The following is a 13,794-nucleotide window of genomic DNA, read 5'->3' on the forward strand; positions in this document are numbered from 1 at the left end:
GCGACGACGGCGGGGGCCCACTCGAGCCCCCGCCGTCTCACCCGTAGATCTTCAGACTTCGAGAGAGATTCCAGGAATCATGGCGAACTACACCGCCGCCGACGTCAAGAAGCTCCGTGAGCTCACGGGCGCCGGCATGATGGACTGCAAGAAGGCGCTGGACGAGGCCGAGGGCGACGTCGACAAGGCCGTCGAGGCGCTCCGGATCAAGGGCCAGAAGGGCGTCGCCAAGCGCGAGGGCCGCTCCGCCGAGAACGGTGCCGTCGTCTCCCTCATCGCCGACGACAACACCTCCGGCGTCATCGTCGAGCTGAAGTGCGAGACGGACTTCGTCGCCAAGGGCGAGAAGTTCCTGGCCGCCGCGAACGCGATCGCCGCGCACGTCGCCAAGACCTCCCCGGCCGACATCGAGGCGCTGCTCGCCTCGGAGATCGAGGCCGGCAAGACTGTCCAGGCGTTCGTCGACGAGGCCAACGCCAACCTCGGCGAGAAGATCGTCCTGGACCGCTTCGCGCAGTTCTCCGGCGGCTACGTCACGGCGTACATGCACCGCACCATGCCCGACCTCCCGCCGCAGATCGGTGTCCTCGTCGAGCTCGACAAGGAGAACGCCGAGGTCGCCAAGGGCGTCGCGCAGCACATCGCCGCTTTCGCGCCGAAGTACCTCTCCAAGGAGGACGTCCCGGCCGAGGTCGTCGAGTCCGAGCGCCGCGTCGCCGAGGAGACCACCCGCGCCGAGGGCAAGCCCGAGGCCGCCCTGCCGAAGATCGTCGAGGGTCGCCTCAACGGCTTCTTCAAGGACGCCACGCTCCTGGGCCAGCCGTACGCGCTGGACAACAAGAAGTCCGTCGAGAAGGTCCTGGACGAGGCCGGTGTCACCCTGAAGCGCTTCTCGCGCATCAAGGTCGGCATCTGAGTCCGTACCGCGATCGACGGAAGACCCGGCTAGGGTCGACAGCAGTCGCCCGCGTACGCACCGACGCGCGCGTGCGCGTCGGGCGACCGCAGATCTGACGAGGAGGCCATTGCCGTATGGGAGGCGAACACCACCCCACCGGCAATGGCCTTCTTCGTATGTGCACCACGAGGAGATCTCCATGACCACCAAGACCCACACGGGTGAGAAGGGCGCGAAGAGCGAGGACGGCAAAATCGCCGGGCGCTTTCTGCTGAAGCTTTCCGGAGAAGCTTTCTCCGGCGGCGGAGGGCTGGGTGTCGATCCCGACGTGGTGCACAAAATCGCCCGGGAGATCGCGGCCGTGGTGCGCGACGGCGCACAGATCGCCGTCGTCATCGGCGGCGGGAACTTCTTCCGCGGCGCCGAGCTCCAGGTCCGCGGCATGGACCGCGCCCGCTCCGACTACATGGGCATGCTCGGCACCGTCATGAACTGCCTCGCCCTCCAGGACTACCTGGAGAAGGAGGGCATCGACAGCCGCGTGCAGACCGCCATCACCATGGGTCAGGTCGCCGAGCCGTACATCCCGCTGCGCGCGGTGCGCCACCTGGAGAAGGGCCGCGTGGTCATCTTCGGTGCCGGTATGGGCATGCCGTACTTCTCGACCGACACCACCGCCGCCCAGCGTGCCCTCGAGATCGACGCCGAGGCGCTGCTCATGGGCAAGAACGGCGTGGACGGGGTCTACGACTCCGACCCGAAGACCAACCCGGACGCGGTGAAGTTCGACTCCCTCGGCTACGGCGAGGTGATCACCCGCGACCTGAAGGTGGCCGACGCGACCGCCATCACGCTGTGCCGGGACAACAAGCTTCCCATCCTCGTGTTCGAACTCCTCGCCGAGGGCAATATCGCCCGGGCCGTCAAGGGTGAGAAGATCGGCACGCTCGTGGGCGACCAGGGCGCCCAGGGCTGACCCGGCCGCCCAGCCAGGGGATGGACAAAGCCCTGCCGGTCGGACACCGTGCAGGGAAGAGACACGACGCAGCCGGCCGCCGCCGGAATGCCGGGCCTACTTCAAGACACGCAGGAGCAAGTGGTGATCGAAGAGACCCTCCTCGAGGCCGAGGAGAAGATGGAGAAGGCCGTCGTGGTCGCCAAGGAGGACTTCGCCGCGATCCGTACCGGTCGCGCCCACCCGGCGATGTTCAACAAGATCGTGGCCGACTACTACGGCGCGATGACGCCGATCAACCAGCTGGCCTCGTTCTCCGTGCCGGAACCGCGCATGGCCATCGTGACGCCGTTCGACAAGAGCGCCCTGCGCAACATCGAGCAGGCCATCCGTGACTCCGACCTCGGCGTCAACCCGAGCAACGACGGCAGCATCATCCGGGTGGTCTTCCCGGAGCTGACCGAGGAGCGCCGCCGCGACTACATCAAGGTCGCCAAGACCAAGGGTGAGGACGCCAAGGTCTCGATCCGTTCCGTCCGCCGCAAGGCCAAGGACGCCATCGACAAGCTGATCAAGGACGGCGAGGTCGGTGAGGACGAGGGGCGCCGCGCCGAGAAGGAGCTCGACGACACCACCTCGAAGTACGTCGCCCAGGTGGACGAGCTGCTCAAGCACAAGGAAGCCGAGCTGCTCGAGGTCTGATGAACGACTCTTCCTGGGGGGTGCCGCCACAGGCCGGGTACGGCGGGCAATGGCTTCCGCCCGATCAGCAGAACCAGCCGATGCCCGTCGCACCCGACGTGCCCGCGAGCGGCCCGTACCAGGATGACCCGGGGGCCGCTCGGTCGAGCGGCCCCTCGTTCCACGAGGAGACCCGACCGATGCCGTCGTACGCCGGCGCACCGCCGTACGACGGCACGATGCGGTACGAGAACACGTCGTCGCCGTACGAGAACGCGTCGCCCCGTCCGAGCGCGACGCCGCACCAGAAGCCGCAGGAGCCCATGCCCAGCGCCCCACAGCCAGCACCGGCCCCCCAGAAGAAGAGCGCGGGCCGCGACCTCGGCGCGGCCATAGGAGTGGGCGTGGGGCTCGGCGCCGTGATCATCGCGTCGCTCTTCATCGTGAAGGCCGTCTTCGTCGGTGTCGTCGCGGTCGCCGTGGTGGTGGGCCTGTGGGAGCTCACCTCGCGACTCCAGGAGCGCAAGGGCATCAAGGCGCCGCTCGTACCGCTCGCGGTGGGCGGCGCGGCCATGGTGGTCGCCGGATATGTCCGGGGCGCCGAGGGCGCGTGGGTGGCGATGGCTCTCACCTCGCTCGCCGTCCTCGTCTGGCGCATGACCGAGCCGCCCGAGGACTACCTCAAGGACGTCACGGCCGGCGTCTTCGCGGCGTTCTACGTGCCGTTCCTCGCCACCTTCGTCGCGCTGCTGCTGGCCGCCGACGACGGCCCCTGGCGCGTGCTGACGTTCCTGCTGCTGACGGTGGTCAGCGACACCGGTGCGTACGCGGTCGGCTGGCGCTTCGGCAAGCACAAGCTCGCGCCGCGGATCAGCCCGGGCAAGACCCGTGAGGGCCTGCTCGGCGCGGTCGCGTTCGCGATGGTGGCGGGCGCGCTGTGCATGCAGTTCCTGATTGACGGCGGAGTCTGGTGGCAGGGCCTGCTGCTCGGCCTCGCAGTCGCCGCGAGCGCCACGCTGGGCGACCTCGGCGAGTCGATGATCAAGCGCGACCTCGGCATCAAGGACATGGGCACGCTCCTGCCGGGCCACGGCGGAATCATGGACCGCCTCGACTCACTGCTCCCCACCGCGCCCGTGGTGTGGCTGCTGATGGTGGTGTTCGTCGGCGCCGGGTGACCGGTGACCGCGCGGGGATCGGCCCGCGGATAGGGAGACGAGGGGCACGTCGTCCACAGGACGGCGGGCCCTTCGTGGCGTTCTCGGCGGCAGCCGTCGTCCCGTGTCCCGGACCGCTCGCCGCCGCCTCGAACCCCGGAACCGCCCGCCGCGTTCGTGACGCCTCGGGAGGCCGTCGCGCCCTCGTCCCGCCCCGGGGTGTCGCCCCGGGCCTCCGAGGAGGATCGTGGAAGGTGAACCGTACGCCTGCCCCCGGCCGTCACCGCCCGTGCGCCGCTCGGGTGGTGACGGCCGGCAGCCGTCGCCATCCCGGAGGCACCACCATGCGCAAGGTCATGGACTGCAGGGACTACCCCAGCGAATCGCACTGCACCCTGACCATCTCGGGTCAGGAGGACGAAGTCATGGAGGCGGCCGCCCAGCACGCTGTCGCCGTGCACGGCCACGAGGACACCCCGGAGTTCCGCGCATCGCTGCGCGGCCTGCTGAAGGACGAGGTGCCGCAGCACGCCTGAGCCACGACACCCACGAACTCTGCCCGGCCCCGGTGGCGAGGGGGCGCCGACCGGGGCCGGTTCACCCGGGTCCGTACGTTGCGGGAAGGGCGGCGCTTCGGGGCGGTCACGTGCCCGGACGGGGGGCTCGCAGATGTTGACGCCGGGCCAGCTCGTCGTCGTCGACCAGGGTCAGCATGGGCCGGCCCGGCGCACACATCATGGTGACGAGGAAGCGGCTCCAGGAGTCCGTCCGGTTGTTCCCGTCCTGGTAGTGGATGACGTCGCCGCCCGGCTCCCAGAACGTCTCCCCGGCCTTGATCACCCGCTCCGGCTCGCCTTCCAGCTCGAAGAGCATCTCCCCTTCCAGCATGTAGCCGAAGGCGGGTCCCGAGTGCCGGTGCGGAGGAGTGCCGGGGTCGCCGGGAGGGAACTCGACGAGAACCGTCATCGCCTCCGCCTCCTGCGGAACGAACGGCGGCTCCACCGACTGCAGCACGGTGAGCGCCGTTTTCCATGCTTCCGAGCGCGGCCGGCTCGTGGTGCCGGCCGGCGCCGGCTCCTTGTTCGACATCGCGAGGCCTCCAGTGGCGGGCCGGCCCGGTCAGCCGAGCCAGTCGGTGTAGTGGGTGGGGGCGATACGGGCGTCACCCCTGGTCACGAGGACGTCGCCCTCGACGGCGGCGAACATGCCGGCGTCGGCGTCGGTGACGACCGTGCGGCCGTCGGGATGCGCGGTCAGGGTGATCCGGCCGAGTTCGTCGAGGGGGAGGACATCGGGCCCGCCGACGTCGACGGTGCCGTTCACAGGGGATCCTGCGGCGACCTCGGCAACGGTGTCGGCGACGTCCTGCGCGGCGATCGGCTGGATCGGGGTGGTGGGCAGGCGGACGGTGTCGCCCTCGGTGGTCCAGGACATGACCGCGTCCATGAACTCCATGAACTGGGTGGCGCGGACGATCGAGTAGGGGATCGGCCCGGCCTTGAGGATGTCCTCCTGAAGGGCCTTGGCCCGGTAGTAGACGAGTCCGGGCACCTGGTCCACGCCGACGATCGAGAGGATGACGACATGCCCCACCCCGCCCTTGCGGCAGGCGGCCAGAAGGTTGTCCATCGAGGTCCGGAAGAACCCCGAGGAGGCGTCGTCGAAGGTCGGGGAATTGGTCAGGTTGACGACGACATCGGCGCCGGCCACCGCCTCCGCCAGGCCCTGCCCGGTGATCACGTCAACACCTGTGGACAGCGAGTGCGGCACGGCCTCGTGCCCTGCCGCGTCCAGTTTCTTCACGACCTGCGACCCGATCAGGCCGGTACCGCCGATGACTGCGCACTTCATGGGTCACCTTTCGTCGCACGTCGATGGGTCATGCGTCCAGATTGCGACGGCGCGGTGCCCGGCGCACGTGGCCGGTGCACGCCCGGGCACCCGTGTCAGCCGGTGTCCGCGCGCCCACTGCCGTGGACGGCCGGCCGAGCGCTGCGGCTTCCCGCGCCGGCACGCGGGCCGTCTCGGCGCCGGGGTGGGTCCCGTCCCTGCACTGCGCGTGTGGACGGGAGCCGGCTCCGGCGCCCGGTGTGGGATTCAGTCGCCTCGGCGGCTGCCCTGTGAGAGGAAGGCGCTGTGGGCCGGCCACTGGGCCCAGGTGAGCGGATCAGAAGGCAACCCCGGGCGCAGGGCCCCCGCCTCCCCCCGTCAGAGGTGCGAGCCGGTGTCGACGTGATCGACCACGTCGGGCTCGGGCCACAGGGCGGCGGCTCGTCCGCGTACCAACAGGTTCTGCGTGCCCAGGCCGATGGCCACATACGCGTACAGCGACACCGTTCCCAACACCCCGGCCCCGGCCGCCCGGTTGATCCACAGGCCCAGTCCGAAGTGCACGGCCGCCGAGGCCAGCCACAGAGCCGTAGTGGCAGCCGTTCCCTTGCGCAGCACGTCGCCCTCGGGGCCACGCCACACCCGTACGGTCCGGGCCCTGGCCGTGCCCAAGCCCGCCGCGACGGCGAGGCTCACCACCAACAGGACGACGGGCAAGGCGGTCAGCGGCCGGTCCTTGACCACCGAGGCGACACCGAAGGCGATTCCGACGGCGCCCAGGACACCGAAGACCACCGGCGTGATCAGTGAGCCGTAGCGCCGCACCTGACGGGTGCGCAGCTGCTGCCGCACCACCAGGGCGACTATCGCCACAGCCAATAAGGAGCCGGCACCGTTGTTGGCATTCTGCATGTGAACTCCCCGTTGTGGCACTGCTCTCCACCGGCAGCGCCCTTCCGCCCATTGTGTCGCGGAGGTCCACGAAGTCCTGACAGAAGGCCGGTTGGCAGCAAGCGGCCGGTGGCGTTGTGCCTCGATCCCCGTCGCGACCACGCCGACAGGCACGCCGAAGGGGAACGTCGCCGAGTGACGCTCGGCGACGTTCCCCTTCCTGGCAGGTGGCGCAGTCGCTGGACGGTGGCGCAGTCGCGCGGCTACCGCGACCTGACGGCGAAGAGCTGGACGGCGTACTGGCCGTTCGTGCCGATCCCGGTCTCCTTGAACTCACAGTTCAGGATGGTGTCCCGGTGGCCCCGGTTGCTGGCCATCCAGCCATCGACATGGGCCTTCGAGGAGTTGTAGCCCGGTCCGGAGACGTTCTCAGCGGACCGCCCCGCGGGCGAGTAGCCGGCCCGCTCCATCCGGGTCAGGTCGCTGGACCCGTCCGAGCCGGTGTGCCCGGTGAGCCCGTTCGCCGCCATGTCGTCGGCGTGGGCCTGGGCGGCCTGCATGAGCCGCGAGTCCTCCTTCAGGGGATCGCAACCGACCTTGGCCCGCTCGGCGTTGACCAGGGCGAGGATCTCGCCCGGCGACGACTCCTCCACGGCGCGGGTGACGGAGGCCTGCGGCGCGATGACCGTTGCCGGGGCGGCGGCCACCGCGGCGCCCAGCACGAGCAGCGGGGCGGTACAGGCAGCGGCGCACACGCGGCGGATCCGATGGTTCGTGGTACGCATGGGAGTTCCCCTTCGCGGGGGTGATGGGGAGCCGCCCACGGCACCCGGCCCCCGGGGCGGCCGCATGGGAGCGGCCGCGGGGTGGTGCGCGGCCTGTGGTGAGACGGACACCGCCGCAGCTGGATGCGGGCGCGCGCCTCCTGCTCTTTCCACCGTACGACCGGGGCTGCCGCACCACGAGCGGGCCGTCCCGCCCCCCCCGCGGGTGGACGCACTGCGTGGACGGCTGGTCCCGCGTCGTCGTGCGACCGCGCGCAAGATCTGGCCCGAAGTCGAGATCGTCAGCGCGTCCAGCCCGATGACGCTGGACGGGTACGTCGACTCCATTGATCCAATGCGTGCCGTCGCCATACATATGCCACCAGCCGACGCTGGACCGACAAGTCCGCGTGGCCAGGGCGAGCCGTTACAGGTTTCTCTACCTCATCTAGGGCCCGCGCAAGGCGCGGGCTGGCCCCTTGGGACCGCAGCAGGGCAACGGCCCGCCGTTGACGCCCATTGCTGACCGGCCTGAAGATGCCGCGTGTGAGCAGAGATTGTGAAGTGATAGTCATCGCTTTCGGAGCCGGAGAGGTGATGGAGCCTCTCACTCGGCCTGACGATCACCGTGAGTGGCACCAGCGGTTCGAGGCCATCCCCGGTATGGACGCATGGGCCATCGACTTCTGGAGGCCCAACTGGACTGGTCTCCTGCGCCACCTGGAACAGATGCCCTGGCCGTTCCCCCGCTCCGTTCAGGTCCTGCTTCGGGACCAGGACGACGATTGCTTCGGGCTCTGGATGCTGCATGGAGGCAGCCTGAAGGAGGTGCCGCTCCCCTGCACGGTGAGGGTGACGGATGACGTGGCGCCGCTGGGCTCAGTACTTGCCCGCACGGACCGGGAAGGATGCCCGGTCACCTGACCAGCCGGAGATCCCGTGCCACAACCGTGCCGGATGCAAGGGGCAGCAGCGGTCGACGAGGGTGACTGGCAGGCGCACTCGTGCCTGATGGCCAAGCCGGCGAAACCGCAGGTCACGCTCGTGATCGCCCAACCTCGCTCCGGAAGCGGGTGTCGGCCGGCGAAGCCGGTGGCGGTACAGCAGTGAGGTGCGGCGATCACAGCAACCGGCCCCGTCCGGCAGCGGCCTCGTAAGGCCGTGGCGCGACCGATACGGCCCTCACCGACCGTTCCGCACAGAGCTACGGATCAAGACGTGGGACGGGTCGCGCGCCAAGGCGGTGACCGCGACAGCTGGGCCCCCTGGGCCGTCTCCGGGCTGTGCGAGGTTGGCCGCGGGATGACGGATGACGACCCAGGGTGACCAGCCCCTCACCGTTCCCACCTGGGCCGCAGTAGTTGATCTGCCACACTGGTGGGACCATGCCTGCACCCGGAGAACTCACCTTCGTCGCCCCCCGCGGAGCCAAGAAGCCGCCGCGGCATCTCGCCGACCTCACGCCCGCCGAGCGCAAGGACGCCGTCGCCGCGATCGGCGAGAAGCCGTTCCGCGCCAAGCAGCTGTCGCAGCACTACTTCGCGCGGTACGCGCACGACCCGGCGCAGTGGACGGACATCCCCTCGGCCGCGCGCGGCAAGCTCCAGGAGACGCTGCTGCCCGAGCTGATGTCCGTGGTCCGGCACATCAGCTGCGACGACGACACCACCCGTAAGACCCTGTGGCGTCTGTTCGACGGCACGCTGGTCGAGTCCGTGCTGATGCGGTACCCGGACCGGGTCACCATGTGCATCAGCTCGCAGGCCGGCTGCGGCATGAACTGCCCGTTCTGCGCGACCGGCCAGGCCGGCCTGGACCGCAATCTGTCGACCGCCGAGATCGTGCACCAGATCGTCGACGGCATGCGCGCGCTGCGGGACGGGGAGATCCCGGGCGGCCCCGCCCGCCTCTCCAACATCGTCTTCATGGGCATGGGCGAGCCGCTCGCCAACTACAACCGTGTGGTCGGCGCCATCCGGCGGCTGACCGACCCCGAGCCGGACGGGCTCGGGCTGTCCCAGCGCGGCATCACCGTCTCCACGGTCGGCCTGGTCCCGGCGATCCACCGTTTCGCCGACGAGGGCTTCAAGTGCCGGCTCGCGATCTCCCTGCATGCGCCGGACGACGAGCTGCGCGACACGCTCGTCCCGGTCAACACACGGTGGAAGGTCCGCGAGGTCCTCGACGCCGGGTGGGAGTACGCGGAGAAGTCGGGCCGCCGCATCTCCATCGAGTACGCACTGATCCGGGACATCAACGATCAGGCGTGGCGTGGCGACCGGCTCGGCCGGCTCCTCAAGGGCAAGCGGGTCCATGTCAACCTGATCCCGCTGAACCCGACCCCGGGCTCCAAGTGGACCGCGTCCCGTCCCGAGGACGAGAAGGCGTTCGTCGAGGCCATCGCGGCCCATGGTGTGCCGGTGACGATCCGGGACACCCGTGGCCAGGAGATCGACGGAGCGTGCGGTCAGCTGGCGGCGGCCGAGCGGTAGAACGGTAGTCTGACCCCCGTACCACATCTGCATATTCCGACAGGGGAGCGCCACAGCGCTGAGAGTGCGGAAGCCGGGAGACCGGTGGCTCCGCAGACCCTCTGAACCTCGCCCGGGTCATTCCGGGTAGGAAGTTCGGTCACCACTCGAGCTGTTGCGCCCTGCCCGGAGACCACGGTCCCCGGGCAGGGCCGCGTCTCTTCCTGGTCACCCAGGAGGAAAATCAGTGAGCACCATCAGAAAGATCTCGGCCGTCGCGCTGGCGTCCGGGCTGGGCGTCGTCGCGCTGTCCGCGTGCAGCGGCCCCGGCCACGCCGACGGCGAGGGCTCCGCGGAGGGCACCAGGACGGTGACGCTCGTCAGCCACGACTCCTTCGCCGTGTCCAAGAACGTGCTGAAGGACTTCGAGAAGCAGTCCGGATACACCGTGAAGATGCTGCCCGACGGCGACGCCGGGCAGGCCGTCAACAAGGCCATCCTCACCAAGGACAACCCCCAGGGCGACGTCTTCTTCGGCGTCGACAACACGCTGCTGTCCCGCGCACTCGACAACGGCCTCTTCCAGCCGTACGAGGCCAAGGGCGCGGACCTGATCCTGCCGCAGTACCGCGTCGACCAGGCCGAGCACCGGGTCACGCCCATCGACTCCGGCGACATCTGCGTCAACTACGACAAGAAGTACTTCGCGGACCACAAGCTCCAGCCGCCGCGGTCCTTCGCCGACCTGGCCGAGCCGAAGTACAGGAACCTCCTGGTCACCGAGAACGCCGCCACGTCCTCGCCCGGCCTGGGCTTCCTGCTCGGCAGCGCCGCCCAGTACGGCGACCAGGGCTGGCAGGGCTACTGGAAGAAGCTGAAGGCGAACGGGGTCAAGGTCGTCGACGGCTGGGACCAGGCGTACAACAACGAGTTCTCGGGCTCCGCCGGAGGCAGGAAGGCCAAGGGCGACCGGCCGCTGGTCGTCTCGTACGCCTCGTCGCCGCCCGCCGAGGCCATCTACACCCAACCGCGGCCGAAGGAGTCCCCGGTCGGAGTCTCCACCGGCACGTGCTTCCGGCAGGTCGAGTACGCCGGTCTGCTGAGCAACGCCGGGAACGCCAAGGGCGGCAAGGCCCTGCTGGACTTCCTGATCAGCAAGGAGTTCCAGGGCGACATGCCGCTGAAGATGTTCGTGGACCCGGTGCGCAAGGATGCCCGGGTGCCGAGGGACTTCGCCAAGTACGCCGTCACGGTCGGGAACTCGCACACCATGGCTCCCCGGAAGATCGCCGCCAACCGTGATCAGTGGGTCAAGGCGTGGACGTCGCTCGTACTGAAGTAGGGCCCCGCAAGCAGGGCGTGAACCGCGGGGGCGCGATGCGGCTCGGCCTCATGGCCGTGCCCGTCGCGTTCTTCGCGGTCTTCTTCGCCTACCCGGTCACCGCGATCGTCGCCCGCGGCCTGAAGACCGACGGCGTCTGGCGGTTCGGGCGCATCGCCGACGTCCTCGCACAGCCGGACATCCGGCACGTGCTGTGGTTCACGACCTGGCAGGCGCTGGTGTCGACGGCGCTCACGCTGCTGATCGCGCTCCCCGGCGCATACGTCTTCGCGCGCTTCGACTTCCCCGGCAAACAGCTTCTGCGCGCGGTCGTGACCGTACCGTTCGTGCTGCCGACCGTCGTCGTCGGCACGGCGTTCCTCGCGCTCGTCGGCCGCGGCGGGATGCTCGACGAGCTGTGGGGCGTACGCCTCGACACGACGGTGTGGGCGATTCTGCTCGCGCACGTCTTCTTCAACTACGCCGTCGTCGTCCGTACCGTCGGCGGCCTGTGGGCGCAGCTCGACCCGCGACAGGAGGACGCCGCGCGGGTGCTCGGCGCGTCCCGGTTCGCCGCCTGGCGGAGGGTGACGCTGCCCGCGCTCGCGCCCGCCGTAGCGGCCGCCGCGCTGATGGTGTTCCTGTTCACCTTCACCTCGTTCGGCGTCGTCCAGATCCTCGGCGGCCCGACCTTCTCCACCCTCGAAGTGGAGATCTACCGGCAGACCTCCCAGATCTTCGACCTGTCGACGGCCGCGGTGCTCACCCTGATCCAGTTCGCCGCGGTGGGCCTGATCCTGGCGGTGCACGCACGGACCGTCCGCCGCCGCGAGAGCGCGCTCCGGCTGGTCGACGCCGCGGTCACCGCACGCAAGCCCCGCGGCGCCGGGCAGTGGGCGCTGCTCGGCGGGGTGGTGCTCAGCGTTGCCGTGCTGCTCCTGCTGCCGCTCGGCGTCCTCGTCCAGCGCTCCCTGAAGGGCCCCGACGGGTACGGCCTCATCTACTACCGGGCCCTGACCTCCGCCGACGGCGGGGTCTTCCCGGTGCCGGCGGTCGACGCGGTGTGGACCTCGCTCGGCTACGCACTCGCGGCCACCGCCATCGCGCTCGTCGTCGGCGGACTCGCGGCCGCCGCGCTCACCAGGCGCGCGGGCAGGCTCCTGCGCGGCTTCGACGCCCTGCTGATGCTGCCGCTCGGCGTCTCCGCCGTGACCGTCGGCTTCGGATTCCTCATCACGCTCGACAAGCCCCCGCTGGACCTGCGCGCGTCCTGGCTGCTGGTGCCGCTCGCGCAGGCCCTCGTCGGCGCGCCCTTCGTGGTCCGCACGATGCTTCCGGTGCTGCGCGCCGTCGACACGCGGCTGCGGGAGGCCGCCGCCGTGCTCGGGGCCTCGCCGCTTCGGGCCTGGCGCGAGGTCGACCTGCCGATGGTGCGGCGCGCGCTGCTCGTCGCCGCCGGCTTCGCATTCGCCGTGTCACTGGGCGAGTTCGGCGCCACCGTCTTCATCGCGCGGCCCGACGGCCCGACGCTGCCCGTCGCCGTCGCCCGGCTGCTCGGGCGCGCCGGTGACCTCAACTACGGCCAGGCGATGGCGCTCTCCACTGTGCTGATGCTGGTGTGCGCGGTGTCGCTGCTGCTCCTCGAACGCATCCGCACCGATCACACGGGGGAGTTCTAGACCATGACGAGCGGGGTTCTGCGCAAGGACATGCTGCGCCTGGACGGCGCGACGGTGACGTTCGGCGGGCGTGCCGCCCTCGACGCGGTCGACCTCGCCGTCGCCGAGCACGAGACGGTGTGCGTGCTCGGCCCGAGCGGCAGCGGCAAGTCGACGCTGCTGCGGGCCGTCGCCGGGCTCCAGGAGCTGGACCGCGGTCGGATCGCCCTGGCGGGCCGCGACCAGACCGGGGTGCCCGCGCACAAGCGCGCCGTGGGCCTGATGTTCCAGGACCACCAGCTGTTCCCGCAGCGCGACGTGGCGGGCAACGTCGCCTTCGGACTGCGCATGCGCGGCGTCCCGCGCGCCGAACGCGACGCGCGTGTGGCGGAGCTGCTGTCCCTGGTCGGGCTGCCCGGCGCCGGCGGGCGCGCCGTCGCAGCGCTGTCCGGCGGCGAGCAGCAGCGGGTCGCGCTGGCCCGTGCGCTGGCCCCGCGGCCGCGGCTGCTGATGCTGGACGAGCCGCTGGGCCAGCTCGACCGCTCCCTGCGCGAACGGCTCGTCGTCGAGCTGCGCGACCTCTTCCGCGAACTGGGGACGACCGTGCTCGCGGTGACGCATGACCAGAGCGAGGCCTTCGCGCTGGCCGACCGGGTGGTGGTCATGCGCGACGGCCGGATCGCCCAGTCCGGTACGCCCCTCGAGGTGTGGCAGTCCCCGGCCGACGAGTTCGTGGCCCGCTTCCTCGGCTTCGACAACGTCGTCGACGCGGCCGTGTCCGGCGGGACCGCGGACACCCCGTGGGGCAAGGTGCCCGTCCCGGACGGCGCCCCTCAGGGGCCGGGCCGCCTGCTCGTACGTCCCGCCGGCGTACGTCTCGTGGCGGCCGCGGACGGTCTGTCCTGCACGGTGACGGCACGCGCCTTCCGCGGCACCCATGTCTCCGTCCACCTCCGGCCCCAGGCCGGGCCGCGCCTCGAAGCGGCCTGCGCCCTGCGGGACGCACCGGAGCCCGGCGACGAGGTCGGGGTCGCCTTCGACGCCGGGGAGGTCGTCGTCCTGCCGTGACCCCTTCCGTGCGGCGCGCAAGGCCAGCCGTGCCGCACGCCGGTCACCCGGCCACGACACCGAGGGGCCGGTGAGTACGTCCTCACTGGACCGGGCCCGC

At 70.5% G+C, this 13,794-nt stretch carries 13 protein-coding genes; 9 read left to right on the forward strand and 4 right to left on the reverse strand.

Translation table 11 applies throughout. The annotated features are described in order from the left end of the window. The first annotated feature begins 79 nt into the window (after positions 1–79). The 5 genes from tsf to ACWCP6_RS32815 all read left to right on the forward strand — a co-directional run bounded on the left by tsf (position 80) and on the right by ACWCP6_RS32815 (position 4,227). Positions 80–916 (forward strand): translation elongation factor Ts, encoded by an 837-nt coding sequence (tsf, locus tag ACWCP6_RS32795; protein ID WP_450936251.1) that lies wholly within the window; start codon positions 80–82, stop codon positions 914–916. Positions 917–1,097: 181 nt separating this feature from the next. Continuing rightward, the gene (gene pyrH, locus ACWCP6_RS32800) at positions 1,098–1,874 is read left to right on the forward strand and encodes a UMP kinase (RefSeq protein ID WP_450936252.1); all 777 of its coding nucleotides are present in this window, start codon (positions 1,098–1,100) and stop codon (positions 1,872–1,874) included. A 123-nt stretch (positions 1,875–1,997) separates the two neighbouring features. Then, a complete protein-coding gene (gene frr, locus ACWCP6_RS32805; protein WP_450936253.1) occupies positions 1,998–2,555 on the forward strand; it encodes a ribosome recycling factor in 558 nt (185 codons plus the stop codon). Beyond that, a complete protein-coding gene (locus tag ACWCP6_RS32810; RefSeq protein ID WP_450936254.1) occupies positions 2,555–3,712 on the forward strand; it encodes a phosphatidate cytidylyltransferase in 1,158 nt (385 codons plus the stop codon). The genes frr and ACWCP6_RS32810 overlap by 1 nt, the downstream gene beginning before the upstream one ends. Positions 3,713–4,035: 323 nt before the next feature. Continuing rightward, complete coding sequence (locus ACWCP6_RS32815; RefSeq protein WP_450936255.1) at positions 4,036–4,227, forward strand: DUF1059 domain-containing protein; 192 nt, start codon at positions 4,036–4,038, stop codon at positions 4,225–4,227. Positions 4,228–4,333: 106 nt separating this feature from the next. Here ACWCP6_RS32815 and ACWCP6_RS32820 read toward each other — a convergent pair whose 3' ends face one another. The 4 genes from ACWCP6_RS32820 to ACWCP6_RS32835 all read right to left on the reverse strand — a co-directional run bounded on the left by ACWCP6_RS32820 (position 4,334) and on the right by ACWCP6_RS32835 (position 7,197). Further along, complete coding sequence (locus ACWCP6_RS32820; protein WP_450936256.1) at positions 4,334–4,780, reverse strand: cupin domain-containing protein; 447 nt, start codon at positions 4,778–4,780, stop codon at positions 4,334–4,336. Positions 4,781–4,810: 30 nt separating this feature from the next. Then, positions 4,811–5,542 carry an SDR family oxidoreductase gene (locus ACWCP6_RS32825; RefSeq protein ID WP_450936257.1) on the reverse strand — a complete coding sequence of 244 codons (732 nt, stop codon included), beginning with the start codon at positions 5,540–5,542 and terminating at the stop codon, positions 4,811–4,813. 357 nt (positions 5,543–5,899) lie between these two features. Further along, complete coding sequence (locus ACWCP6_RS32830; RefSeq protein WP_450936258.1) at positions 5,900–6,433, reverse strand: hypothetical protein; 534 nt, start codon at positions 6,431–6,433, stop codon at positions 5,900–5,902. Between the two features lie 242 nt (positions 6,434–6,675). Beyond that, complete coding sequence (locus ACWCP6_RS32835) at positions 6,676–7,197, reverse strand: CAP domain-containing protein (protein ID WP_450936259.1); 522 nt, start codon at positions 7,195–7,197, stop codon at positions 6,676–6,678. Positions 7,198–8,561: 1,364 nt separating this feature from the next. Here ACWCP6_RS32835 and rlmN point away from each other — a divergent pair. The 4 genes from rlmN to ACWCP6_RS32855 all read left to right on the forward strand — a co-directional run bounded on the left by rlmN (position 8,562) and on the right by ACWCP6_RS32855 (position 13,694). Further along, a complete protein-coding gene (gene rlmN / locus ACWCP6_RS32840) occupies positions 8,562–9,668 on the forward strand; it encodes a 23S rRNA (adenine(2503)-C(2))-methyltransferase RlmN (RefSeq protein WP_450936260.1) in 1,107 nt (368 codons plus the stop codon). 226 nt (positions 9,669–9,894) lie between these two features. Then, positions 9,895–10,989, forward strand: a complete 1,095-nt coding sequence (locus ACWCP6_RS32845) for a thiamine ABC transporter substrate-binding protein (RefSeq protein ID WP_450936261.1) — start codon at positions 9,895–9,897, stop codon at positions 10,987–10,989. A 35-nt stretch (positions 10,990–11,024) separates the two neighbouring features. Next, complete coding sequence (locus ACWCP6_RS32850; RefSeq protein WP_450936265.1) at positions 11,025–12,647, forward strand: ABC transporter permease; 1,623 nt, start codon at positions 11,025–11,027, stop codon at positions 12,645–12,647. A 30-nt stretch (positions 12,648–12,677) separates the two neighbouring features. After that, a complete protein-coding gene (locus tag ACWCP6_RS32855; protein WP_450936266.1) occupies positions 12,678–13,694 on the forward strand; it encodes an ABC transporter ATP-binding protein in 1,017 nt (338 codons plus the stop codon). The last annotated feature ends 100 nt before the right edge of the window (positions 13,695–13,794 follow it).

The sequence above is a fragment of the Streptomyces sp. NPDC002004 genome (assembly GCF_053593975.1).